The sequence below is a fragment of the Flavobacterium sp. P1_E4 genome (assembly GCF_056405915.1).
This window is the reverse complement of the sequence record NZ_JBFUBE010000010.1, coordinates 25,755-51,931: the sequence shown is the minus strand read 5'-3', so window position 1 is coordinate 51,931 and position 26,177 is coordinate 25,755. Positions and strand designations below refer to the sequence as shown.

21 protein-coding genes are annotated in these 26,177 nt (G+C 32.7%); 13 read left to right on the top strand and 8 right to left on the bottom strand.

Features of this window, described 5'->3' with window-relative positions; translation table 11 throughout:
• Positions 1-77: 77 nt before the first annotated feature.
• A complete protein-coding gene (gene menD, locus AC1DY0_RS11215; RefSeq protein ID WP_477188684.1) occupies positions 78-1,739 on the bottom strand; it encodes a 2-succinyl-5-enolpyruvyl-6-hydroxy-3-cyclohexene-1-carboxylic-acid synthase in 1,662 nt (553 codons plus the stop codon).
• A gap of 97 nt (positions 1,740-1,836) precedes the next feature.
• Here menD and AC1DY0_RS11210 point away from each other — a divergent pair, with 97 nt between their 5' ends.
• The 3 genes from AC1DY0_RS11210 to pip all read left to right on the top strand — a co-directional run bounded on the left by AC1DY0_RS11210 (position 1,837) and on the right by pip (position 4,446).
• Positions 1,837-2,334 (top strand): N-acetyltransferase family protein, encoded by a 498-nt coding sequence (locus AC1DY0_RS11210; protein ID WP_477188683.1) that lies wholly within the window; start codon positions 1,837-1,839, stop codon positions 2,332-2,334.
• Positions 2,335-2,487: 153 nt separating this feature from the next.
• Positions 2,488-3,432: a tRNA dihydrouridine synthase gene (locus AC1DY0_RS11205; protein ID WP_477188682.1), complete on the top strand. Its 945-nt coding sequence runs from the start codon at positions 2,488-2,490 to the stop codon at positions 3,430-3,432.
• Positions 3,433-3,519: 87 nt separating this feature from the next.
• Positions 3,520-4,446, top strand: coding sequence for a prolyl aminopeptidase (gene pip / locus AC1DY0_RS11200; protein WP_477188681.1), 927 nt, complete (start codon positions 3,520-3,522; stop codon positions 4,444-4,446).
• A gap of 40 nt (positions 4,447-4,486) precedes the next feature.
• Here pip and AC1DY0_RS11195 read toward each other — a convergent pair whose 3' ends face one another.
• The 5 genes from AC1DY0_RS11195 to AC1DY0_RS11175 form a co-directional block, all read right to left on the bottom strand.
• Entirely contained in the window at positions 4,487-5,002 is a 516-nt protein-coding gene (locus tag AC1DY0_RS11195) for a glutathione peroxidase (RefSeq protein ID WP_477188745.1), read from the bottom strand.
• Positions 5,003-5,461: 459 nt separating this feature from the next.
• Positions 5,462-7,675, bottom strand: coding sequence for a TonB-dependent receptor (locus AC1DY0_RS11190; protein ID WP_477188680.1), 2,214 nt, complete (start codon positions 7,673-7,675; stop codon positions 5,462-5,464).
• 6 nt (positions 7,676-7,681) lie between these two features.
• Positions 7,682-8,971, bottom strand: a complete 1,290-nt coding sequence (locus AC1DY0_RS11185) for a tetratricopeptide repeat protein (protein ID WP_477188679.1) — start codon at positions 8,969-8,971, stop codon at positions 7,682-7,684.
• A 90-nt stretch (positions 8,972-9,061) separates the two neighbouring features.
• Entirely contained in the window at positions 9,062-9,619 is a 558-nt protein-coding gene (locus AC1DY0_RS11180; protein ID WP_477188678.1) for a DUF4331 family protein, read from the bottom strand.
• A 31-nt stretch (positions 9,620-9,650) separates the two neighbouring features.
• Positions 9,651-10,304: a DUF4331 family protein gene (locus tag AC1DY0_RS11175; protein ID WP_477188677.1), complete on the bottom strand. Its 654-nt coding sequence runs from the start codon at positions 10,302-10,304 to the stop codon at positions 9,651-9,653.
• Positions 10,305-10,534: 230 nt separating this feature from the next.
• On the opposite strand from AC1DY0_RS11175, the gene AC1DY0_RS11170 reads away from it, so the two are divergent.
• Together AC1DY0_RS11170 and AC1DY0_RS11165 are read left to right on the top strand one after the other, a co-directional pair.
• Positions 10,535-11,065 (top strand): RNA polymerase sigma factor, encoded by a 531-nt coding sequence (locus AC1DY0_RS11170; protein WP_477188744.1) that lies wholly within the window; start codon positions 10,535-10,537, stop codon positions 11,063-11,065.
• Positions 11,065-11,847 (top strand): anti-sigma factor, encoded by a 783-nt coding sequence (locus AC1DY0_RS11165; RefSeq protein ID WP_477188676.1) that lies wholly within the window; start codon positions 11,065-11,067, stop codon positions 11,845-11,847. The genes AC1DY0_RS11170 and AC1DY0_RS11165 overlap by 1 nt, the downstream gene beginning before the upstream one ends.
• Positions 11,848-12,880: 1,033 nt before the next feature.
• Here the strand turns inward: AC1DY0_RS11165 and AC1DY0_RS11160 are convergent.
• Positions 12,881-16,072, bottom strand: a complete 3,192-nt coding sequence (locus AC1DY0_RS11160) for a cytochrome c biogenesis protein (RefSeq protein ID WP_477188675.1) — start codon at positions 16,070-16,072, stop codon at positions 12,881-12,883.
• Between the two features lie 198 nt (positions 16,073-16,270).
• Between AC1DY0_RS11160 and AC1DY0_RS11155 the strand changes: the two genes are divergently transcribed.
• The 6 genes from AC1DY0_RS11155 (at position 16,271) to AC1DY0_RS11130 (ending at position 20,250) form a co-directional block, all read left to right on the top strand.
• Positions 16,271-17,032: a Rossmann-like and DUF2520 domain-containing protein gene (locus tag AC1DY0_RS11155; RefSeq protein ID WP_477188674.1), complete on the top strand. Its 762-nt coding sequence runs from the start codon at positions 16,271-16,273 to the stop codon at positions 17,030-17,032.
• Entirely contained in the window at positions 17,016-17,543 is a 528-nt protein-coding gene (locus tag AC1DY0_RS11150) for a KdsC family phosphatase (RefSeq protein ID WP_477188673.1), read from the top strand. Before AC1DY0_RS11155 ends, AC1DY0_RS11150 begins: the two co-directional genes overlap by 17 nt.
• Before the next feature lie 74 nt (positions 17,544-17,617).
• Entirely contained in the window at positions 17,618-18,544 is a 927-nt protein-coding gene (locus AC1DY0_RS11145) for a geranylgeranylglycerol-phosphate geranylgeranyltransferase (protein ID WP_477188672.1), read from the top strand.
• Positions 18,537-19,118 carry a Maf-like protein gene (locus AC1DY0_RS11140; RefSeq protein ID WP_477188671.1) on the top strand — a complete coding sequence of 194 codons (582 nt, stop codon included), beginning with the start codon at positions 18,537-18,539 and terminating at the stop codon, positions 19,116-19,118. The genes AC1DY0_RS11145 and AC1DY0_RS11140 overlap by 8 nt, the downstream gene beginning before the upstream one ends.
• A 15-nt stretch (positions 19,119-19,133) precedes the next feature.
• The gene (locus tag AC1DY0_RS11135; protein WP_477188670.1) at positions 19,134-19,667 is read left to right on the top strand and encodes a mechanosensitive ion channel domain-containing protein; all 534 of its coding nucleotides are present in this window, start codon (positions 19,134-19,136) and stop codon (positions 19,665-19,667) included.
• 49 nt (positions 19,668-19,716) lie between these two features.
• The gene (locus AC1DY0_RS11130; protein ID WP_477188669.1) at positions 19,717-20,250 is read left to right on the top strand and encodes a hypothetical protein; all 534 of its coding nucleotides are present in this window, start codon (positions 19,717-19,719) and stop codon (positions 20,248-20,250) included.
• A gap of 96 nt (positions 20,251-20,346) precedes the next feature.
• On the opposite strand, the gene AC1DY0_RS11125 is transcribed toward AC1DY0_RS11130, so the two are convergent.
• Positions 20,347-21,306 carry an alpha/beta hydrolase gene (locus AC1DY0_RS11125; protein WP_477188668.1) on the bottom strand — a complete coding sequence of 320 codons (960 nt, stop codon included), beginning with the start codon at positions 21,304-21,306 and terminating at the stop codon, positions 20,347-20,349.
• 298 nt (positions 21,307-21,604) lie between these two features.
• On the opposite strand from AC1DY0_RS11125, the gene AC1DY0_RS11120 reads away from it, so the two are divergent.
• Together AC1DY0_RS11120 and AC1DY0_RS11115 are read left to right on the top strand one after the other, a co-directional pair.
• Positions 21,605-24,136 carry a PIG-L family deacetylase gene (locus tag AC1DY0_RS11120; protein WP_477188667.1) on the top strand — a complete coding sequence of 844 codons (2,532 nt, stop codon included), beginning with the start codon at positions 21,605-21,607 and terminating at the stop codon, positions 24,134-24,136.
• Between the two features lie 124 nt (positions 24,137-24,260).
• Positions 24,261-26,003, top strand: coding sequence for a sodium:solute symporter family protein (locus tag AC1DY0_RS11115; RefSeq protein WP_477188666.1), 1,743 nt, complete (start codon positions 24,261-24,263; stop codon positions 26,001-26,003).
• The last annotated feature ends 174 nt before the right edge of the window (positions 26,004-26,177 follow it).

Below are 26,177 nucleotides of genomic sequence, written 5' to 3'. Positions count from 1 at the left end.
GAATCTGCAATCTATACTTACCATGTACAGACTTTCAGAAATAAACAGTGACCTATTTAAAAGTTTTCAAAACAAAATTAAGTCAACTCCTTAAAATACTGTAATAAAACGGCATTATTCTCTAATGTTGGAGTAAAAACCTCCAGAATACTTGGTTTGTCGTTTTGGGCATATAACAAATCTAAACCTTTGGATAAACTCGTCTCATCATTGGCAATGCTATAATCCAAGCCATACATTTTTGCCAAATTTTCTGCTGTCAAATTATGGGTAGTTTCAAAAAAAGTATTAAAAACAGGTGTTTCCGAATGTCCTGGCAAAATTCTAAAAATCCCCCCACCTCCATTATTAATCAAAATGATTTTAAAATTTTTCGGGATATAATTGTTCCAGAGTGCATTACTATCGTATAAAAACCCAATATCACCTGTTATAAAAACCGTAGGATTGACATTGGCAACAGCCGCACCAATAGCCGTTGAAGTACTTCCATCTATTCCGCTGGTTCCTCTATTACAATACACTTCGATTGATGGGTCTATCGGTATTAATTGTGCATAACGAATAGCCGAACTGTTACTGATTTGCAATTGACTGTTTTGTGGCAAACTCTGAATCACTTTCTCAAAAACTTTAAAATCTGTAAAAGAAATTTTAGATAAATAGATATCATGTTTTTCTTTACGCAAGACTTTAACCGCATTCAATTGAGAAAAATAATTGCTTTCAATTTTTGAGGTTAATGGCAAAAAAGCATTGAAAAAAGTATTAGGATCAACCTCAAAATGTTTTGTCAGACAACCAAAAGTATCATATGCTCTTAATGTATCAATATGCCAATGTTGTTTGGGTTTGTATTTTCTTAAAAAAGCTTTAACACGTTTTGAGACTACCATTCCACCGAAAGTGACTAAAATTTCTGGACGAAAAGCCTCAAAATCTTCAGCTGTAAAAGGCGTTATAATGGTGTCGATGTTACTTATGAAACTTGGATGACTCACATTTGAAGTATTTTCGGTCATCACCGTCACCGATTCGTCATTGGCAAATCCTTCAATCGTTTCTTCAGCAATTGAATTAGGTTCATTTACCCCTATCAATATTAATTTTCGGGAGGCTTTGTTCCAAAGAGCAGCAGAATCCTGTAAATCTTTGATGTCTACCGTACGATTAACTTTTGCGGAAGCAAAAATGGTACTGTTGACACTTAGCTCTGAAACCGTTTCATACAAAGGCTCTTCAAAGGGTGCATTGATATGTACTGGCCCTTTTTTGGCTATGGCTGTGTTGATGGCTTCATTTATTTTTCGATCGTTTTCTTCCGAAACCTCTTCCAATAAGTTGGCATTGTATAAAGAATGATTCGCAAATACATTTCCCTGACGAATGGTTTGTCCGTCGCCAATGTCAATCTTGCTATGAGGTCTGTCTGCCGAAACCACAATCAAAGGAATCTGGCTATAGAACGCTTCCGCAAAAGCTGGATAATAGTTCAACAATGCCGATCCCGAAGTACAAACCACCACAGTGGGCTTACCAGTTTGTTGCGCTATTCCCAAAGCAAAAAAAGCAGCAGCACGCTCGTCGGCAATACTGTAGCATTGAAAAGCAGGATTACTGGCAAAACCTATCGTAAGTGGTGCATTTCTTGAACCGGGAGATATGATGATATTGGTGATTTCTTTTGCTAAAAAAATTTGAAGAATGCTTTGTGCTAAAGGTATTTTGGGGTAAATCATTTGTATGTTTTTGTGAATACAAAGTTACAAACTTGCGATTGCTTTTCGGTTTCTTTTGGTCTATTTTTCTTAATTTTGAGCAACAAATTTTTACTAAATGGAAATCAAACTAAGATCATACCAAACCGAAGATACGCAAGCGATTTTGAACATTATCAATTATAATATTCTAAACTCAACTGCTATATACGATTATAACATTCGAACTTACGAACAACAAAAAGGTTTCTTGGATGATAAAATCAAGAAAAATTTCCCTGTAATTGTTGCTGAAGAAAATGACAAAGTGGTTGGTTTTGGGATGTATGGTGAATTCCGATTCCGAGAAGCTTATAAATATACTGTCGAGCATTCTGTTTATGTAGATAAAGACTATCACGGAAAAGGAATTGGAAAACTGTTACTGCAGGAATTAATCCAATTGGCCAAAAAGCAAAATCTGCATACTATGATTGCAGTAATCGATGCAGAAAATCAAAGCAGCATCGATTTTCATGAGAAATTTGGTTTCAAAACTGTTGGAACCATTAAAGACTCAGCCTATAAATTTGATCGTTGGCTTCATTCGGTATTTATGCAATTGATATTGGAATGATATGAAGTCCAATGTCATAAAATCGAAAGTCTTAAAGTCATTGTAGTTAAGTTAAATTATCTGATCTGTTTATAATAAGAATACTTTCGACTTTATTACTTTATAAACTTTCGACTTATAACTTTATAGTATCTTTGCACTTTTACAAATACTATGAGCTTTACCCTGCTTTCTTCACCATTACAAGGATTTACAGACTTTCGTTTTCGGAATGCTATCAACAAATATTTTGGAGGTATTGATACTTATTATTCGCCATACATCCGTTTGAACGGAAAATTGGTAATAAAATCATCTTACGAAAGAGACCTTCTTCCCGAAAATAATGTTGGACTGGAAGTTATTCCACAAGTCATAACCAATGATGCAGAGGAGTTTTTATTTGTCGCCAAATATGTTCAGCAATTGGGTTACAAAGAATTGAACTGGAATTTAGGTTGTCCGTATCCAATGGTTACCAAATCTGGGATGGGCTCTGGTCTTATTAGTAATACCGAAAAAATTAATCACATTCTTGACAGAGCACACTCTGAAACCGACATTATTGTCTCTATGAAAATGCGTTTGGGATATGATACTACCGAAGAAATTCTAGATGTATTACCTATTTTAGACAAATACCCAATTAAGAATATTGCGATTCATGCACGTATTGGAAAACAGTTGTACAAAGGAGGCGTTCATTTGGATGCGTTTCAGCATTGCATTGACAATACAAAGCATAAACTGTATTATAACGGAGATATTACTTCGGTTGCAAAGTTTCATGAAATGCAACAACGTTTTCCATCTATTGACCATTGGATGATTGGTAGAGGATTAATTGCAGATCCATTTTTGCCTAGCATGATCAAAAGCAATGCTTTGGAATATCCAAAAAACAAAATGGAATTATTCAGTGCTTTTCATGATACTTTGTATGAAGGTTATAGTGAATCATTATCTGGACAAACTCACATACTTTTGAAAATGCATCATTTATGGGAATACTTTTCAGTTATATTTTCTAATCCACATAAAGTTCATAAAAACATTAAAAAGTCCAAAAGCATTAGGAATTATGAAGCTACAGTTAAAGAAGTTATAGCTAAAGGGTAGTTTTCAGTATTCCGTTTTTTTAGAAATCAGTTAGAAATGCAAACCACATTTATACATTACACTAATTTAGACCAAAAATACATTTAATTGAAACAAGACAACCTTATCAAAAAAGGATATTTACAAGTAAGCGATATCCATTCTATTTACTATGAAGTTTGCGGAAATACGAACGATGCACCTATATTGTTTGTACATGGTGGACCAGGAGCAGGATTTTCTGATAGCGATAAACGTTTTTTTGATTTTAAAAAACAAAAAGTGATCTTCTTTGATCAAAGAGGTTCTTCAAAAAGTCTTCCATTTGGTTGCATTGAAGAAAATACCACACAAGATTTAGTAAATGATATAAATAAGCTTTTAGAGCATTTAAACATTCCGAAAGCCCATGTTTTTGGTGGCTCATGGGGAACTACTCTAAGTCTTGTTTATGCAATTCAAAATCCAGAAAAAGTAAAAAGTTTGCTACTGAGAGGAGTCTTTCTAGCTAATAAAGAATCTATTGAATACTTTATTAACGGTGGTGTTGAAAATCAATTCCCAAAGGAATGGAATCGATTTAAAAGCAATGTCCCTTTAGTAAATCAAGAAAACATTGCAGCTTATTATTTAGATAAAATGCTTAATGGCACTGATAAAGAAAAAGATTTTTTTTCGTATGAATGGGCATATTATGAAATCTCAATATTTAAGAATGATATCACTGAGACTCAAATCCAATCTATTTTAAAAGAGTTCGCATATTGTTCTCTTTCAATAATGGAAGCATATTACCTAATCAATAATTGTTTTATAGAAGACAATTACATTCTTCAGAATATTAGTGCAATACAATCAATTCCAGTTAAAATCATTCATGGTAGAAACGACAGCATCTGTCCTTTGGTATATGCAGAAACTTTACATCAAAAATTAAATAATTCAGAACTTTATATTGAAAATGCAGGCCATTCTGATTCGGAACCCGGCATTGAAAATCGAATTATTGAAATCATAAAAAAAGAGTTTGACTAGCAAACTCTTTTTTTTTTTAAGCTGATAATTCTTTAAAAAACTATCCCTTAATCCATTTTACCACTTCAGGATCTGTTGGTAAAGTTTTTGGAGAAATTACTTTTACCAATTCTCCTTGTTCATTGATAAGGTATTTTTGGAAATTCCATTGTACTTCTGAATCTTCTAATCCATTTTTAGACTTTTGAGTCAAAAATTGATAAACGGCACACATATCATCCCCTTTTACAGAAACTTTATCCATCATAGGGAAAGTTACACCATAGTTTTGTTGACAAAACGTTGCGATTTCTTCTTTGGTTCCAGGTTCCTGTGAAGCAAAATTATTGGCTGGGAAACCAATAATCACAAATCCTTTGGCTGAATACTCTTTATACAAAGCTTCTAAATCTTTATATTGTGGTGTTAATCCACATTTTGAAGCGGTATTAACAATCATTACTTTTTTGCCTTTTAGAGTGGCAAAATCAAAAGTCTTACCATATAAGTCTTCTACTTTGAACTGATAAATGTTTTGTTTCACTTGTGCTTGAATTTGGATATTAAAAAGAAACATTGCGCAAATCGCTACTACTAATTTTCTCATAGGGTTTATATTTTTTTATAAAATTAAACATTTATCGCCAAATCCGCATTAGAAATTAGCTTCATTGAATAATAAAAATCTATAATATTGCTATTTAACACCATAATGCATATAGTAAACACATATACTATTAGTGTTTAATACCAATAACATATGTAATAAACACCATTACTATTAGTGCTTAACACTAATAATAGAGATAATAAACACCAATACTATTGGTTTTTAACGCCAATAATAGAGGTAATAAATAGGTATACTGTTAGTATTTAACACCAACGACATAGGTAGTAAATACGTGTACTATTAGTGGTTTACACCAATAATAGAAATAATAAACATCAACATTATTGTTTTTTCACACCATAAAACAAAAAACCTGACACCAATTAAGACGTCAGGCTTCCAAACAAACAAATTAAATTAGGACTAAAATTTATAGATTACTCCAACTTTCAAAAAAAATGGAGTTCCTGGTGTAAAATGAATTTCTTCTACACTGGCTGTTTCGTTCTTCAATCTTGATTCTGTGGCAAACTGGGTTTCATTCCATTCTGAGTTGAATAAATTTTCAACAGAGACACCAAAAATTATTTTTTTATAAGTATAATTAACATTGAAATCAGTTATAAAATAGCCTTTTGCCACTATTGAATTATCTTCGTTGGCTGGGCGGTCATTCATATATCTGTAACGTAAACCTCCCGAAAAGTTTTTCCAGTTTTGAAAACTTAATCCAGCTGTCGAAGTAAAATCTGGAGCCAACGGAATGTAATTTTGACCATTTGGATCATTAATACTTCTGGCATGTGTATAATTGGCATCAAAATTGAAAAAGAAATAATCACTTAACTGATAACGGATACCTAAATCAAAACCAGATCTACTTGTCTCTCCACTTGGTTCTACAATTCCAGCATCTCCAACATAAACAAACTCTTGTTGCAAATACAAGTACCATAAAGCCAAATTGATAATTAGTCTAGGAAATGGTTTCCATATAGTACCAACATCAGTTCCGATCGCGGTTGGCAAAATTTCATTTCCATTGTTTGCTATAACAACTCTAGCATCATTAGAATGAAAACCTGATCCTGTTTTTAGATAAAATTGCAAATCATTATTTTTAGAGTAAACAAAATTCAGTTTTGGAGATATCTTTACTTGACTTTCTGTCTGTGTTTTGTAATTCCCCGTTAACTTATCCTGATAACCGAATTTAAAATAATCCAATCGAACTGCAGGATTAATCAACCATTTGCCCAAACGAATCTCTGTATTCAAATAACTAAAAATGTTAGACTCATCAATGTCCCCCAATTTAATTGCCTCCAAAGTTGTAATTCTATTCAATGTATGGGACAATTCAGTGTCGGTTGTGGCATCATTCCGTACACCAAATCCTAATTGAAATAACAAATCAACCGATTCCTTATTGATGTTTTTATTCAGCTCAGCATTAATACCGTATAAATTTCTTTCTTCTTTTTGCTTAATTTGATCCCCATTTACTGGGTCATTCAAGAAAAAAGTAAAATTCGAAAACAGTTCAAATTTATAATTCGAATAAAATGTAGTCGCTTTCAAAAATGTACTTTCATCAATAGGCTTGCGCATTGAAGCATTAAAATTGGATCTTGAAGTTGATCCTCCTTCGGTATCATCAACGGAACCGAATCTGGAAATTGTTCCATCGTCGACCAAACGTTGTGGTACCTGTCCTGAGGCATCCCACTTACTTGTAAAACGGGAAGCGGTGATTGAAAAGCGACTTTTATCTTCTAAAACAAATGAATATTTCCCAAAAATATTGATTCGATTAAAATTTTGAGGCGAGACAAATGGTCCGTCAGTAAGAATGTATTCGGTGGCAATGTAGGCGCTTTGTTTTTTGTTGTTTCCCAAAAGATCAAACAATCCCACCGTTCTAAAAGTATTAAACTGGCCAATTTCCACTCCAATACTACTAAAATCCAGTTTTTCTTTTGTTCCAAAATCGACATATCCAGCCGTAGCAAAATCACCTTTGCTTGCATAATACGTCCCTTTGCCAAAATCAATTTTATCGACTGTCTCCGGAATTACAAAATGTAAATCTGCATAACCTTGTCCATGTGCATGCGAAACCATATTTACTGGCATTCCATCTACATTAATCGCAATATCTGTTCCGTGATCGATATCAAAACCCCGTAAAAAAATTTGCTCCGCCTTACCACCTCCTGCATGCTGACCGATAAATAAACCCGGAACCTTCCGCAAAATTTCTTGTGAAGAATTGACAGGAGTAGTTTCTAAATCAATTTTGGAAATCACATTAAGTGCTGATACTTTAGACTGAATAACCACTTCTTCCAATTTAAAACTATCACTTTCCATAACAATACTAATTTCTGAATCTGTTATCACATAGTCGATTTTTTTATGCCCCAATGCAATAACATTCAATATATCTCCAACATTCGACTTATCAATATTAAAATTTCCAATTTCATTGGTATGCGAATGTGTATTCGATTTTAGATTGGTAATTGTTGCGTTTTCAATTGGTTTACCGTTTTCATCAACAATAATTCCTTTTTGAATCTGACCAAAAACTGTTATATTAAAGAAAATCAGAAGGATTAGTACCTGTTTTTTCATTTCTAATTAGAGTTTCATTACATTTTTTTCCAAAGAAGGTCCTAATTCATAAGTACTGGAAAGTAATTCTTCTTTGATTGGCTCTACTTGTTCCATAATGTTGTTCGATTTATAAATCATTGCCAAGTGATACTGCACCTTAGGTTCAAAAGATTTGCCAACCACATGTTTTTGAGCAATTTCTAAAGCTTTCTTATTTTGTCCCAAATTCAAATACGCCCAGGCCAATAAATCATAAGAATCTGGAGTTGGTCTGTGATTAATTTCAATTTTAGCAATTTCTAGAGCTTTTGAAGCAGTAGTTTTATCATCAGCATAAATCAAAACATTGTATTTATTGTACATTGCTCCATAATCAGATTTTTTTAACATCGAAAAATAGGCCCTTCTATTGGCTATTTCTTCTGATTTGTCACCACTGAATTGAGCAATTTGTGATTTCAACAAATAAAAATCTGGCGTATTATGTGTTTTGGCGATAGCCGTGATAATTCTATTCGCTTCGGTGGTATTTCTTTCGTGCGAAAAAACAATCCAAGCAATCCCTTTTAAGGCATAGGAATAATTAGGATCAATTTCCAGTGTTTTTAAATAACTATCATACGATTCCTGTATTCTGCCGGCATGCCCATAAAAATCACCCAAATTAGAATACGACCAGATTTTCAAAACTTTATTATCATCTTCAATGGCGATATCTCTAGCTTTTTCCATAAAAGTTATTGCCGTTTTCAAATCTCCTTTATGATCACACCATTTGGCCAAACGAATTAAATAATCATAGTCATTCATATCCCGAATGGCTTTCAAATTTTTCAAAGCTTGATCATAATTCCCTAATTCCATTTGTACATCAAACAGTAATTTTTGAGTTTCTTTTCGGCCTTCGCCAATGGCCAATGCCTTATTAGCAAGATTCAAAGCTTCTTTAAAACGATGTTGAGAAATATAATTTCTTGCCAATGCTCGAACAGTCGAAACGCGAGAATATTTATATGCTTCATTATATTTTGTCAACAACTTTTCTGTTTTATATAAATCTTTTATGTCTCCAGTATATTGAAAAAGAACATTATAATTAGAGGCCAACATACCTAGATAAATCACTTGATTGGGGGTCGCATCAAATTTTGTTTGCCAAAACTTTATTTCTGTATTGGCAAAATCAATTGATTTATTCTCTTTTATGTTTAGATATTTTTCGTAATCTGAAGTTTTTGTTATTTGAGATGGTTTGTAGTTACAACTACTAAGAATTGAAAAAACCAATAACGATATTATTTTTAAAGTTTTCATAATTCAATTTTGTTTGTTTGTTTATTTGTTTGTTTTGAAATAAAAAAACAGAGTAAGTAGTCCAAAACCCACTCTGTTTTTTATAAAATATTACCAAGCAGCTGCTAAGTATGGAAATGAGGAAGAAAAGGGCTTGTCATTTGCATCAACGTGATCTGAAGTAAGTCCCACATTTGATGTTCCTGTTGGTCCCCCAAAAATCAATAATAACTCTACATCTATAACATCATCAGCTAAAGCTCGTCCAGTTAAAACATTGGTTCCGTCAAAAAAAGTAGTCTTGGCAGTTTTAGAAACATTCAATACATCTGTAGACAAAAGTCCTGTAAAAGCAGCTGCATCCTGTCCTAACGCATTCGTTGTATAACCTGAATTCAGTGCCATCAATCGAGACTGAAAAATGGATTGGTATTTGCTACCCATTGCTGATGGAATAGCCGCATTAAAATCGTCTTTGGGTTGTCCAGATGCAATAAAAACAGTGTTAATTGCTGGTCTGGCCATTTGATCTTGTTGCACATAAGTACCTGAAAAATCCGTACTTGTTGTCATACCATCATTAGTATTGTCATCATTATTATCACAGTTTACTGAGAAAAAAGCAACTACTAATGCTAGTGTCATATTTTTTAATTTATTTGCTTTCATAATTTTATATTTTAAAGTATAGTATAATTGATTATTGTTTTTTCTTAGTTTCTGCCCAAACATTTAGTGTACTTGAAGTGCCTAACATTGCTTTTGGAACTTCTACAACTATAGAAAGTACATTGGTTCCAGCAAAAGTATCTGTCCCAGGATTGTTAAAGCCTGTAGCTGTCCCTGCGAGTATTGATTTGAATTGTCCTAAGTCAAAGAAGAATGGATCATCTCTTGGTCCTGCAAAAAATTTCATTCCATTTTTAGATGCTACTGTAGCCATTGTTCCATAAGATGAAATAGCTACTTCACCTGAAGCTTCACTTGTTTTAATCATACTGGAAGTCCCTGTTGTTGTTGGTGCATAAGGCCCAAAGAAGTACATTTTGTCTCCTCTTTTGATGGCTTGAATTACCAAATCTTCCACTTTGTCCCCTGTGTTGTCTATATTAACTTCGACCATCACATTTTCTTTAAATGTTGCTGCACTTGTAGCATTTGGACTTAATAGTCCTTGTGTATTTACAGCAAAAACCAAATTATTGGTATCTTGACCTTGAAAAGTGTACACATCTGTAATATCACCTGCGTCGCCTGACATTGTTCCTGGAGCATCAATGTGATCCGCTGCTACTAAGATTAAGCCTGAAATCACCACTAGTGACAGACCTAATATCATTTTTGTTTTTTTCATTTTTTTATAATTTAAAAGGTTATAAAAGCATTTACGAGATTGGATTGCTTTTGGTTTTAAAAAAGTGAATAAAAAATTAAAATAATTTTCAAAAGACTGATTTACAGTATTTTAAAAACACAATAAAATCACAAATTTTCTTTAACCAGAACAAATTTTCAGTTATAATAAATATAATCTGCTATTTATAAATGGAATTGTATATGTTTGTAATAACCAAAAAAGACAATATGACTCAAGATGAATTGTTAGTTTTAATTCACCAGAAAGACGAAAAAGCATTTACCTATCTCTACGATATGTATTCAAAAAGTTTGTTCGCGGTAATTAATGTACTGGTAAAAAACAGAGAAGAAGCTGAAGATGTACTTCAAGATGTATTTATCAAAATATGGAAAAATATCGATTCCTATAACGAAAGTAAAGGAAGATTCTATACTTGGATTCTTAATATTGCTCGAAATACTTCTATAGATAAACTGAGGTCCAAAAATTTTAATGACAGTCAAAAAAACCTTTCTTCCGATAATTTCGTACATCTATTAGACGACAGTAACAAACTGGTTAACAAAATTGATGCTATAGGTATTCACGAATTTGTCAAAAAGCTAAAGCCAAAATGTATCCAGATAATAGATTTACTGTTCTTCAAAGGATACACCCAACAAGAGGCTTCTGAGGAATTGGCCATTCCGCTTGGAACTGTAAAAACACAAAATAGAAATTGTATTAACGATTTAAGACTTTATTTGAAACTATAATGGATACGAAAGAATATATAGAATCTGGCATTTTGGAACTTTATGTGTACGGTTTACTCAGTGAAGCCGAAAACATTGAAGTGGATACTATGGCCAAAAATCATCCTGAAATAAATGACGAAATTATTGCCATCGAAAAAGGAATAGTTGCGTTATCTTCTAGTTTTTCACCTTTTCACTCGGTAGCAAATTTTGAAAAAATAAAAGCAAAACTCGAATTGAAACATTCTGGTGTCGTTCAAATGAAACCACGAAATTGGTCAAATTATATGGGTTGGGCTGCTGCATTTATTTTATTGATCGGAATAGGTTATCAATACCAACAATTGGGACAAACGAATAACCAAGTGGTAAGCATTGGTAACGAAAAAGAAAAACTGAGTAAAGAAATACAACTTTTAGAACAAAAAAATAAAGCAACCGAAAACAGCCTTGCTGTAGTAAGAGATGAAAAAAATACAGTTGTAGCTCTTAGTGGACAAGCTGTAAATCCTACGTCATTTGCTAAAGTATATTGGAACAAAGAAACCAAAGTAGTTTATGTAGATGCTAGTGGATTACCAGAACCTCCAAAAGGAATGGTTTATCAAGTTTGGGCTTTAAAACTGAATCCATTGACTCCAACAAGTATTGGATTATTAGAAAATTTTGACAGTAATAATCAAAAAATATTTGCTGTTGAAAATGCAGATTACGCAGAAGCTTTTGGAATTACACTAGAACCAGCAGGTGGAAGTTTAAGTCCAACTATGGAACAATTATATACTTTAGGAAAAGTATAGTTTTTAATTGCTAAATTATTTTCAAAAAAAAAAATGCTCCTTAACGGAGCATTTTTTAAACTAACTAAATAATAACCAACAATTTTTAGATTCCCCCATGTAAACTAACTTTAAACCTAACCTCTCAAATTTAAAATTTACAAAATCCAATCAAATCATCTTTTAATAGACTTTCAAACACCATGCCAAAACTCAATTAAAAGCAAAATAAATCATTGAAATACATTGTTTTACATTAAAAATAAGTTTAATACTATTTTATTCTACAAAAAATCAGTTTAAAAATTATTCTTTTGAATATCATAAACAATAATTGCATTTAATAAATTCAATGCACTCAAATTCCAAAATAACAGCTGAAATCAACAAACCAAAATAATAACAAAAAAAGATGCTCCAATAGGAGCATCTTTTACTAACTATAATCGATAACTTTTGTAGATTACTCCGAAAAACCAACTTACTAACCTAGAATTACATAGAGTAACCAAACCTAATCAAATTATCTATAACTATCTTTTCAAACTCTATGCCAAAATTCAATTAAAAATAAATAATATCGACTAAACACATTATATTTAAATAAACATAATCTTAATATTACATTTAAATATTTCAAAATCTGTTGTTTTAAAACAATAATCTATTAACTTATATTGGATTAGTTTAATCTCAAAATAATATCAAAAATCTGCTGTTCAAATTTCGCTAATTATATAAAAAAAAGATGCCCCTAAAAGGAGCATCTTACTAACTAATTGTAATTGATAATTTTATAGATATTTAAACGTAAACCAACCTACCAACCTAATCTACAATATCTTGGAGTTATAAAATCATCTATTAATAACTTTTCAAACACCGTGCCAAAACTCAATTAAAAGCAAATTATATCTATAAAACACTCATTTTCAAACTAAAAGTAAGTTTTGTATTATTTTAAAAAAATTAAATAAACATTTTGGCATAAAAGAAAAAAAGTAAGGTCCAACTTAATGTCGGACCTTACTTTAATATAAATAACTTCAAAAAATTACTTCTTATAAAACTTTCTGTATTTTGGATAAGTAATAGCTCCAATTAAAGATATTGTTCCTAATGAATACCAAATCCAACTCAATGAATGTGCTTCACCACTGGCATAAGAATGTAATCCCACCAAATGGAAGTTTACTCCATAATAGGTAAACAAAATGGATACAAAAGCAAACATACTCATTAAATTAAATGTCCATTTACCTCTTAACGAAGGTACAAATCGAGCATGAATCACAAAAGCATAGACCATAATACTGATTAATGCCCAAGTTTCTTTTGGATCCCATCCCCAGTAACGTCCCCAACTTTCATTAGCCCATTGACCTCCAAGGAAGTTTCCAATAGTCAACATAATCAAACCAATAGTCAATGACATTTCGTTGATATAAGTAATCTCTTTGATATTCAAATCCATTATAGCTTTGTTCTTTTCATTGGTAAAAAAGATTAAAAGAAGTGACACAAAACCAAGTATCATTCCCAAAGCAAATGGGCCATAACTAGCTACAATAATCGCCACGTGAATCATTAACCAATACGAATTAAGTACTGGTTGCAAGTTTGCTATTTCAGGGTCAATCCAGTTCGCATAAGCTGCCGACAGGATCATCGCCGTTACAAACGCTGCCGAAGCCACCGTCAATTTCGATTTAATGTCAAATACCAATCCAAAAAACATTGTCGCCCATGCTACATAAACAATAGCTTCATAAGCATTACTCCAAGGTGCATGCCCCGAAATATACCAACGAGCAATTAATGTAATGGTATGTAAGAAGAAAAGGACCGCAATAAATATGTGCATCGAATTCACTAAAACATTTAAGACTTTAGAGTCCTTAAATATTTTAAGAATGGTAAAGATTAGCATTAAAATAGCCGCCAACATATAAGCGTAAGGCAGTTTTTGAAGTAAATCGTATTTATTGTATGCAATTTCAAGATTGATTTTATCTTCGCTTGGTCTCACTTTACTACCAAACTTCTTTTGGAAACCATTGATACTTTCCAACAATTCATTGGCCGTTTTATAGTTTTTGGATTCTATAGCATGGCTCAATGTTCCAAAATAAAGAGGTAAGATACTTTTTGTATATGTAGAATCCATTCCTTTCATACCGGCATGTTCCAGCTCCAAATAGGAAATCCATTTATTGCCTGGATCATTTGGTATTGGAAAAATTCTCAATATGCTTCCGCTCAAGGCAGATTCCATCAAGTTTACCTTCTTATCAGTTTCAACAAAATCTTTCTCAAACTGATTTGGGTTTGCGGCTTTGTAGGCTGCATCAAGATATGGTGATAATTTATAGTTTCCTTTTTCGTCAAAGAATGAGATAAAAGGTGCAAATTTATCTTTGGAATCAATTCCAATAATCTTACGAATACTGTCATTTCCTGGTTTAATGTAGATAAGCGGAATTTCAATCCATAATTGTGCACTTTGCGTCATCGACAAAAACACTTGATCCGAATTCATTCCATTATAAGTATCAGAATGACTTACTTTCCTCAACAATTCAGAAGAGAAAGTATTGATTGGTTTCATTCTACCACCAGCATCCTGAATAATCAATCTACCAAACTTTGCTGCATGTTCTGGCGTAACCGTAAAGGTTGTCAACACCGAATCTAATTGTGTCTGCGTTGGTTTTACTCTCACATGGCCTGTGCTTTCAGCATGTGACTCTCCAGCATTTTCTTTCGAATGGTCATGATCATGTTCTTGTGCAAAACCAGTCAAACTAAATAACAATACCAAAATCGTTAGTAATTTTGCTTTTTTATCTTTCACTACATCTAATTTTATTTTTAGATGACCAAAACGCGAATGCTTAGTAAAAAGAAGGGCTATCATACTAAAAAACAATAAAAAATATCCTAAATAAGTAATTGTCGTTCCCCAATAATCGTGATTTACAGATAATACCGTTCCTTTTTCGTCTGGATCAAATGAAGATTGGAAAAAACGATATCCTTCGTGATCCAATACATGATTCATATAAATTCTCGCATCAAATGGTTTTACTGAATCCTGAACAGTTACTTGGCTTTCAAAAGAAGAATAGCTTTTCTCAGTTCCTGGGTATTTTTGAGCAATAAAATCATTTAGTTTTATCTTAAATGGCAACACATAAGCTTTGCTTCCGAAGAAAAAAGTATATTCATGCTCCCCTATCTTAACTGTTTTAGAATCTCCCGTTTTTCCTTTGGAACCTATTAACGTTACCAATTCTTCTTTTCCATTGGCAGAAAGTTTAACTATAAGAGCATCCTCATGATTCTTTTCTTTAAAATCATTTTTGGAATCATAATCGATTACTCCGGTAACTGCAGGCTCTGGAAAAACAAAACGAATATCCCCGATACTATACAATGAACGCATCATCAAAGGTTGCACAACATCTTTTACCACTTTTCCTTGTAGTTTATCAGCCATTCTCATAAAATCTCCTTCAAAAGGCATTTGAATGGTATAACTTTCTTTTGTGGTATTGATATTGATAGCTCCTTCAGTAAATTTATTCAGGGCAAAAAGAACATTATGAATATTTTGAACTTCACCTGATTTAAGGAAATGTTCTTCACGGCCACCCGCACCTGCCTCAACCAGTTTAAAATACAAACTTCCTTTTGGATCTGGTTTAACGTATTCTTTAGCACCCATAATGAAATTTTGGTAGTGTACCTCAAATGGAGTTCCTGCAAAATCACCTGTCATCTTAAAATCATTGTCTGTTACTGGTGATAACAAAAGAGGTTTCTCAAAAACTCTGCGCTTCATTTCACCTTTGTATTCTCCGTCAACAAAAAGAGTCAGGAATGTTTTATCGGAATAAAATTGATTTTCGGTAGCGCCTTCACGAATAGGCATCATTCCTTCAAAACTGATGTAACGCGTAATAAAAGCTCCCGCAATGATAAAAACGAAAGACAAATGAAGTATTAAAGTCGCCCATTTTTCTTTCTTAAACAACTGATAGCGCTTGATATTCCCAATGAAATTAATCATAAAAAATCCCATTATAGCTTCAAACCACCAAGTATTATAGACTAAAATTCGAGCTGTATCGGTATTGTATTTGCTTTCGATAAAAGTTCCTGTTCCCATTGCAATTGCAAAAGTCAAGAATAATAAAGCCATCAATCTGGTAGAAAATAGGACAGAGAATAATTTTTTATCCATTTGGAAGTAGATTTCGTTTTAATAAAGTGTCGCAAAAGTACTCAAAATTGTCCACTTGTTTAAGGACTTAATTGTTAATTAAATCCAAAATTAAGTGTCTTTTTTTTAGAGAAAAAGCAATAAACCATACATATGCCAGTTATATGTGAGATTAAAAATTTGAAACCAACACTTCATTTTTTTTGCTAATTTTGCCAAATGATTAAAATAACGATTATCGGTTCCGGAAATGTAGCGCAACACCTGATTGATGCTTTCGCAAAAAGCAATGCTGTCGAAATCATTCAGGTCTTTTCAAGAACTCAAAAAGAAATTTCAGTCCTACTCGATTCGAGTAAAATTACGAATAATTGGAATGCCTTGGCGGAAGCCGATTTATACATCATAGCCGTTTCCGATGATGCTATTCCAACTGTTTCATCACAATTACCTTTTGAAAATCGTTTGGTTGTTCATACTTCAGGGAGTGCGCCTTTAACTTCATTGGATAGTAAAAACAGAAAGGGTGTTTTTTATCCTTTGCAGACTTTTACCAAAGGGAAAGCAATTGATTTTAAAATGATCCCGTTTTGCTTAGAAACCCAGTTTGAAAGCGATTATGTGCTATTGGAAAAAGTAGCAAAATCCATTTCGGACAGTATATACAAAATCGATTCCCACCAACGCAAAGCCTTGCATGTGGCTGCTGTTTTTGTCAATAATTTTACTAATTATTTGTACCAATTGGGGAGCGATATTTGCCAGGAAAACCATGTTTCTTTCGATATTTTAAAACCATTGATTCTGGAAACTGCAGAAAAACTCTTGACACTTTCACCAAAAGACGCTCAAACGGGTCCAGCAAAACGCAATGACATTTCGACTATAGAGGCACATGAATCTTTTTTATCGAATGAAAATCAATCTACAATTTATAAAATATTAACCCAATCTATACAAAATCATGGCAAAAAGCTATAAAGAAATAATGAATGATATAACTACGTTTGTGTTTGACGTAGATGGTGTACTTACAGATGGTTCAGTTTTTGTTACCAATGAAGGAGAGATGCTAAGAACCATGAGCATCCGCGATGGTTATGCAATGAAAGCTGCCATCGAAAGTGGTTACCATGTATGCATTATTTCGGGGGGAAGCAACGAAGGTGTAAGAGTAAGACTTCGCAATCTAGGAATTACCGATATCCATTTGGGTACACCAGATAAAGTAAAAACGTTCAAAGAATACACCGATGTTTATGGAATCAATCCTGAGCAAGTTTTGTACATGGGTGACGATATTCCGGATTATCACGTTATGAAATTAGTAGGATTGCCTACTTGCCCTCAAGATGCAAGTCCTGAAATCAAAGCTATTTCAAGCTATATTTCTCACATTAAAGGTGGAAAAGGCGCTGCTCGTGATGTGATTGAGCAAGTGATGAAAGTACAAGGAAAATGGATGGCTTATTTTGACGGAAAACTTGATTAATTATTAATGATTGATTGTTAATGGTTAATCAATTTCAAATTTACAATTCATCATTTAAAAATTTATAATTAAAAATGAAATACCTCAAATTAATACGTTACCAAAACCTATTGATGCTTGCTTTGATGCAACTGCTTTTTCGTTATGGTTTTTTAAATTACCAAAATATTCCTTTGGCACTTAATGACTGGCAATACTTTTTATTGGTATTTGCAACGGTTATGATTGCTGCTGGGGGTTATGTCATCAATAACATTATGGATCAAGCTACCGATAATGACAACAAACCCAATCAGGTTGTTGTTGGAAAAAGCATATCCGAAACCAATGCTTACAATGTTTATTTTGTTTGTACCGTTTTGGGAGTTGGCTCTGGATTCTATTTATCAAATGTGATTGCCAAACCTGGATTTGCGGCTATCTTTATTATCATTTCTGCAACCTTGTATCTTTATGCAACCAGCTTGAAACAAATGTTACTTATAGGAAACTTTATTGTGGCATCTTTGTTGGCTTTCAGTGTGCTTATCATTGGGATTTTCGACCTGTTGCCAGTTATCAATCCTGGAAACCGAATCATTATGGCCGACTTGTTTTCTATTCTTTTGGACTATGCCTTATTCGCCTTTGTAATTAATTTTATTAGAGAAATTGTAAAAGATCTCGAAGATGTCAATGGCGATTACAACCAAGGAATGAATACTTTACCTATCGTTTTGGGAATAAACCGAACATCAAAATTAGTATTGGTTTTGAGTTTGATTCCATTGGTTATGGTGATATTCTACATCAAAAACTACTTTTTTACATTTGACTTGTATATTGCAACACTATATGCCTTAATAAGTATAGTTGCTCCATTAATTTATTTTGCAGTAAAAATGGCTGATGCCAAAAAAAGTGAACATTTTCATCATTTGAGCACTGTTTTAAAACTAATTATTTTGTCTGGATTGTTTTCAATTGCGATTGTTACTTATAATATTTTACACCATGCTTAAAGAAAAACTCAAAAACTACAAACTCATATTGGCTTCTGGTTCACCAAGAAGACAACAATTTTTTAAGGATTTGGACTTGGATTTTGAAATTCGACTAAAAGAAATTGAAGAAGTTTTCCCTCCCGAATTAAAAGCAGAAGAAATCACTAACTATCTTGCACAATTGAAAGCCAGTGCTTTCGAAGGCGAATTACAAAACAATGAAATTTTAGTCACTAGTGACACTATCGTTTGGCACAAAAATTGTGCTTTAGGTAAACCTAAGGACCATCAGGATGCTTTTGAAATTTTGAAATCGTTATCAAATGCGACGCACGAAGTAATAACTTCGGTTTGTTTTAAGACAAATTTATCTTCAAATTTGATATACGAGACAACAAAAGTTACCTTCAATGCGTTAACTGATGAAGCTATTCTTTATTATCTTGAAAATTATAAACCGTATGATAAAGCAGGAGCTTATGGAATTCAGGAATGGATTGGCTTTATTGGAGTTTCAAAAATTGAAGGTTCTTATGCCAATGTTATGGGAATGCCAACAGATAAAGTATATGAATATTTAAACAATTTATAAAAAATATAAAAATTAATGGATTTTTTTGATCAATATCTTAAAGAGCAGATAAGTACTGGAGTATTGATCTTGATTGTCATTTTGTCCCGAACTGTTGTTTCAAAATTAGTGAGACGATATGCAAAGACAAGTCAGATTATTGAAAGAAGAACCAATTTAGTTATAAAATATATCAATATCCTTATCAATATTTTGGCTTTAATCACCTTAATATTAATTTGGGGAGTTCAAGCCAAAGATATTTTTATTACACTTTCGTCAATTGCAACTGTGATAGGAGTAGCAATGTTTGCACAATGGTCAATCTTGAGTAATATAACATCTGGAATCATCTTATTTTTTTCATTTCCGTTCAAGATAGGAGATGTTATTTTAATCCATGATAAAGATTATCTTGTAGAGGGCGTAATTGAAGATATTGGGGCTTTTCACGTAACAATACGTTCAAAAGAAGGTGAAATAGTTATCTATCCTAACAACTTATTTTTTCAAAAAGGAATTTCAGTCATTAAAAAACCTACTAACAATAATAATGAGTTTACCGATTAACGGTCCATTATTTCTTTAAAAATTAAACCCAACTCTAAATTTAAATACAATGAAAACAATTAAATTAATTACTGCTGGACTTCTGCTTTTTGCAGCGAGTACAACAAAGGCCCAAGTTTCTGTTGATGTAAACATAGGAACACCAAACGTAAATGTACATGTAGGAACGCCACCTGTTTGGGGCCCTGTCGGTTATGACGAAGTGGAATATTACTATTTACCAGATATCCAAGTTTACTATGATATCAGGTTAGCACAGTATATTTATTTTGGAAATGGAAGATGGATTCGTTCCAGATATTTACCAAGCTATTGCAGAGACTATGACTTATATCATGGCTACAAAGTAGTTTTGAATGATTATCATGGTCACGCACCTTACACTTATTATAATACTCACAAAGTGAAATATTATAAAGGGTATAAAGGGAAACCTCAAAAAAGCAGAGGTGAATACCAAGTACGTTATGAAGATCATGACCGTGACCATGACTACCATGACAATGATCATCATGACAATGGCCACCATGATAAACATGGAGGAAATGGTCACCATGGAAATGGCAAAGGAGGTAAGCATTAATCCTATATTTCCTTTTTAAAACAAAATTGAAATTTTATAATTTAAAAAGCCGCAACATGTCAAAGTGTTGCGGCTTTTTTTTATTTAAACTGAAAATTATTTCTTCAAATACTTATCCAACCAATCAAATATAGATTCAAAAACAATATTTCGTACTGGTTTTCTGGACAATACCAAATCATGTATTCCTCCTCCAAAACCAATAACTTTTTTATGCGGAGAATCAATTAATTTTGCTTTTTCAGTAATATCATCTACGTTTAAAATAGCATCTCCCTCAAACATTTCTTCACCCCAATACTTTGGGTTTACTGATTGAATAGAATGCAAAACCAATATGGGTTTATAAACTGAAATACCGCTTGCAATTTTCAAATGTCCATCGTGTATAGCGTTTATCCATCCAGCATTGATAGATGGCGCAACATGAGGTTTCCATTGCAAATTATAATCCCATTCCCCAAAATCATTCTTGTGCAAACTTTTTCCATAAAATTTTGAAAACCCGATGGGTAAAGTAATATTTGGATTTAATCTGCCTAAAAAAGAAAGTACTGGAATAACCGTTTTCTTTTGGATCCAAGGCACATTAAAATCATAAAAAGGACTATTGCAGATCAATACATCAAAAAGCGCCTTCTCCTTTCGATCCGAAGCATATAAAGTTATAATCAATCCACCTGTTGAATGACCGTACAATACTATTTCTTGACTTCCCTCTTCTCTAATAATGGCCAAAGCGCTGTCAATATCTTCATAATATTCGGATAAGTCCCTCACATTATTTGCCTTATGATTTTGCAAAATAGATCTGCCGTATTTCCTTAAATCCAAAGCATAAAAATGATAGCCTTTTTTCAAAAATTCTTCAGCTATAATATCTTGAAAAAAATAATCATTAAAACCATGAATGCACAAAATGGCTTTAGTTACTCTTGAAGAACCTCTTTTTCGGATTAGTGTAGTGGTGACTTTACCTTCAAAATCATCGGGTTGAATAATGGTCATTTGTTCAAAACCATTTTTCAAAACATCTTCCTCGTATCTCATATTCATTCTGGTTAGGTTAATTGTAGACAAAGGGGGATTTTCAAATTCTCATGAATGATTTCATTATAACATTCTCAAATTTAACATTCTATTTTTAAATAATTGACATAGAAAACTAATATTTTATATCAAATTTGTTAATCTTTAAGTCGCATATTTTTTAAAAAATGTCCTAATAAATCTCAAACATTAACATAACTTTTGGAATTATAGCTAAATATTCCCATTATTTAATTAGTATTTTTGGACTTGAACTAATAGTTACAATTCTATTTTTTTTTTTAGAAATAATAAATCTTGTTATATGCGAAAGCTTTTTTTTAAATCATTTTTAGTTTTAGTCCTTTCTATACAGATAACATACGCCCAAAAACCTCAAAAACCAAATTCAGCAGAAATCTACAATCAAATTCAGAAGCTTAATTTTTTGGGGACTGTACTTTATATCGCCGCACATCCCGATGATGAAAATACCCGTTTAATTTCATATATGGCTAATAACATTCATGCTAGAACTGGTTATTTATCACTAACAAGAGGAGATGGAGGCCAAAATTTAATTGGCCCACAATTAAGAGAATTACTTGGAGTTATAAGAACCCAAGAACTTCTGGAAGCAAGAAAAATTGATGGAGGAGAACAGTTTTTTTCCAGAGCCAATGACTTTGGTTATTCAAAAAATCCAGAAGAAACATTACAGATTTGGGACAAAGAAAAAGTGTTGGCAGACCTTGTTTGGACGATTAGAAAATTTCAACCCGATGTTATTATCAACCGCTTTGACCATCGTTCACCTGGAACCACTCATGGACATCACACGTCTTCAGCAATGCTAAGTGTAGAAGGATTTGATTTGGCTAATAATTCCGCTTCTTTTCCTGAACAATTACAATATGTACAGCCTTGGCAGCCCAAACGCGTTTTTTTTAATACTTCGTGGTGGTTTTATGGTAGCAAAGAAAAATTTGATGCAGCCAATAAGTCCAATTTGGTTGCAATTCCAACTGGAGTTTACTACCCTACCCTAGGAAAATCCAATCAGGAAATAGCTGCATTAAGCCGCAGTAGCCATAAATCTCAAGGATTTGGTAGCACTGGATCTCGAGGCGAAGACACCGAATATCTAGAGTTCCTAAAAGGTGAAACCTTAAAAGACAAATCATCTCTTTTTGAAGGAATCGATACTAGTTGGAATCGCGTAAAAGGTGGAAAACCAATTGGTGAATTAATTACCGTTATTGCCAATCAGTATGATTTTAAAAACCCATCAGCTAGTATTCCAAATTTGGTAAAAGCTTATACTATGATTCAAGCTTTGGATGAAAATCATTGGAAAATAGTAAAAACTGAAGAAATAAAAAAAATCATTGCAGCCTGTTCTGGATTGTATTTAGAAGCCGTTTCCAACTCACAGGAAGCAACTCCAGGAAGTGTCGTAAAACTGAATCTGGAAGCAATAAACAGAAGTTCAGTAGCCATGCAACTGTCAAGTGTTACAACTTTACCCGAGCAAAAAACTACGGTTTTGAACACCGATTTAAAAAACAACACATTACAAAACAGTGCTCTAGATTTACAATTACCTCAATCAATAAACTACACGCAACCTTATTGGTTAAAAGTAAAAGGAACAATAGGATTGTACACCGTTGAGGATCAAAAAAACATTGGAATTCCTGATATTATTAGAGAAGCCAAAGTGATTTTTAATGTAAAAATTAATGGTGTTGAAATCCCATTTGAAAGAACTATTGTTTACAAATACAACGATGATGTAAAAGGTGAAATGTACAATTTCTTGGATATCGTTCCCGAAGTAACTACGACAATCCAAGATAAAGTATTGCTTTTCCCCAATACCAAACCAAAATACGTAGGCATAACTGTAAAAGCAGGAAAAAATGATCTGAAAGGAGATTTAAAATTGGATTTACCAAAAGATTGGAAAGTATCTCCTCAGTCTATTTCTTTTCAATTAGACAAAAAAGGAATGGAACAAACCGTTTATTTTGAAGTCACACCTCCTGCTCAAATGAGTGAAATTGTTGGAAAAAGTATTGCTACCATTGATGGAGTTACATTCGATAAGGAACAAATTAATATCAATTATGACCATATTACAAAACAACAGATTTTAAAAACTTCCGAGGTAAAATGCATCCGATTTGATTTGAAAACCAATGAGGAAAAAATCGCCTATATTATGGGAGCCGGTGATGAAGTGCCAAAAAGTTTGACCCAAATGGGATATAAAGTAACTCTTCTAAAACCGGAAGAAATAACACCGGAGAGACTAGATTCTTTTGATGTAGTTATGACTGGTGTGCGTGCTTACAATACTATTGATGCTTTGGCAAACAAACAGAATATTTTATTTGATTTTGTAAAAAGCGGAAAAACAATGATTGTGCAATACAATACTACCAGTGATTTGGTTACATCAAATATTGCTCCCTATCCACTAAAAATTTCCAGTGATCGTGTAACCGATGAAAATGCCGAAGTCCGTTTTCTTGCTCCCAATCATCCCGCTTTAAATTATCCAAATACAATTACCCAAAACGATTTTAAAGGTTGGAAACAGGAACAGGGATTATATTACCCAAAAGAGTTTGACAAAGCCTTCACTCCTATTCTATCTTCAAATGACAAAGGTGAAAACGCCAAGGAAGGGGCTTTATTGATTGCTCCTTATGGAAAAGGAAACTATATTTATACCGGTCTGAGCCTTTTTAGAGAATTACCGGAAGGAGTTCCAGGAGCATATAAATTGTTATCCAATATGATTTCAATTAAGTCTTCGGTAAGCATTCCTAATCAAAAAATGAAACCTTAAAAAGAAAAACATGGATTCAAAAAAACCTAAAATATTCTGGTCAAAAGACTATACCTTAGTTCTGGTTGCCAATGCTCTGTTTATAATTGTTTTTTATTTAATTATGAAATTATACTCTTAACCTATGCAATTATTTGACTGGATTGTACTGATAGTAACACTATTATTTATTGTAATTTATGGTGCTTGGAAAACACAGGGTAGTAAAAACGTTGAAGAATATATTCTAGGCAACAACGAAACTCCTTGGTTTACTGTAGGACTTTCGGTTATGGCAACACAAGCCAGCGCCATTACTTTTCTTTCGACTCCTGGACAGGCTTACCATGACGGAATGGGATTTGTGCAATTCTATTTTGGACTGCCAATTGCAATGGTGGTAATATGCCTCACTTTTATACCTATCTATCACAAATACAAAGTTTATACTGCTTATGAGTATTTAGAAAAAAGGTTCGACTTAAAAACACGCTCATTAGCCGCAGTTTTATTTTTGGTTCAAAGAGGTTTAGGTACAGGAATTACGATTTATGCACCTTCAATCATTTTATCGGCATTATTGGGTTGGAACCTTACGTATATGAATATTATTATCGGTATTTTGGTTATTGTCTACACCTTTTCAGGTGGAACAAAAGCTGTGAATGTCACTCAAAAACAACAAATGTTTGTCATACTTGCCGGAATGATGATTACATTTTTCCTCATTTTTGATTATTTACCCAATGATATGACTTTTGACAATGCCTTGCATATTGCTGGTGCCAATCAAAAAATGAATATCGTTAATTTCTCATTTGACTTGGATGAAAAATATACTTTTTGGAGCGGAATTACTGGTGGTTTCTTTCTTGCCTTAGCTTATTTTGGGACCGATCAATCACAGGTAGGTCGTTATTTGTCTGGAAAATCTGTTCGTGAAAGCCAAATGGGATTAATCATGAACGGACTTTTAAAGGTACCTATGCAATTCTTGATTTTGCTTACCGGAGTAATGGTGTTTGTGTTTTTTCAATTCAATGAAACACCTTTAAATTTTAATCCAAACAATAAAATATTGGTTGAAAATTCAAAATACAAAGATGAATATCAAAATTTACAGAAAAATCTAGACCGATTATCCGAAGATGAAAAAGTAATCAATCTATTATACATAGATCAACTCAATCAAGATTATGACAATCCTACACTTCGAAAAGAATTGGTCGATTTGGCGCTCAAAGAAAAAGAATTAAGAGCTAAAGCCAGAGAAATAATTTCAAAAGCGGATAACAAAGCCGAAACAAATGATAAAGATTATGTATTTTTCTATTTCATTCTTCATTATTTACCCAAAGGACTTATTGGTTTATTGCTGGCGGTAATCATTTCTGCTGCAATGTCTTCTACGGCATCCGGTCTTAATGCATTGGCTTCTACAACAGCCATCGATATTTACAAACGTAATGTCAAAGAAGAAAAATCCGAAAGACATTATCTGAATGCTTCTAAACTTTTCACCCTTATGTGGGGAATCATTGCTATTGCATTTGCTTGTATTGCCACGCTTTTTGAAAATTTAATCCAACTTGTAAATATCATCGGCTCCATATTTTACGGTACTGTTCTGGGAATTTTTCTTGTTGGTTTTTATACCAAAAAAATACGAGGAAAATCAATCTACTTCAGTGCTATCATTAGTCAAATAGCCATTTTTATCATATACTATTTCACCAATTTTATTTATCCAAGTGGGGCAGAAAAACTAGGTTATTTATGGCTCAATTTTATTGGGGCATTACTCACTATAGTATTATCTTATTTGTTACAAACTACTGTATTTAAGACCGAAGAACAAACAACATTAGCAGACAATACAGTTTCATAAAATCATTTATATACAATCATAAAAAAATCCCGTTTCGTTATGATTCGGGATTTTTTATTTAATCATCTGTTGAAAAACCTTTAGAGAATCTCTGCAATACAATATTCCCTTAATTTATTTATAGAAAAAATAATACAAATAATATTAAAATATAATTTAAAAAAATCTAAATTT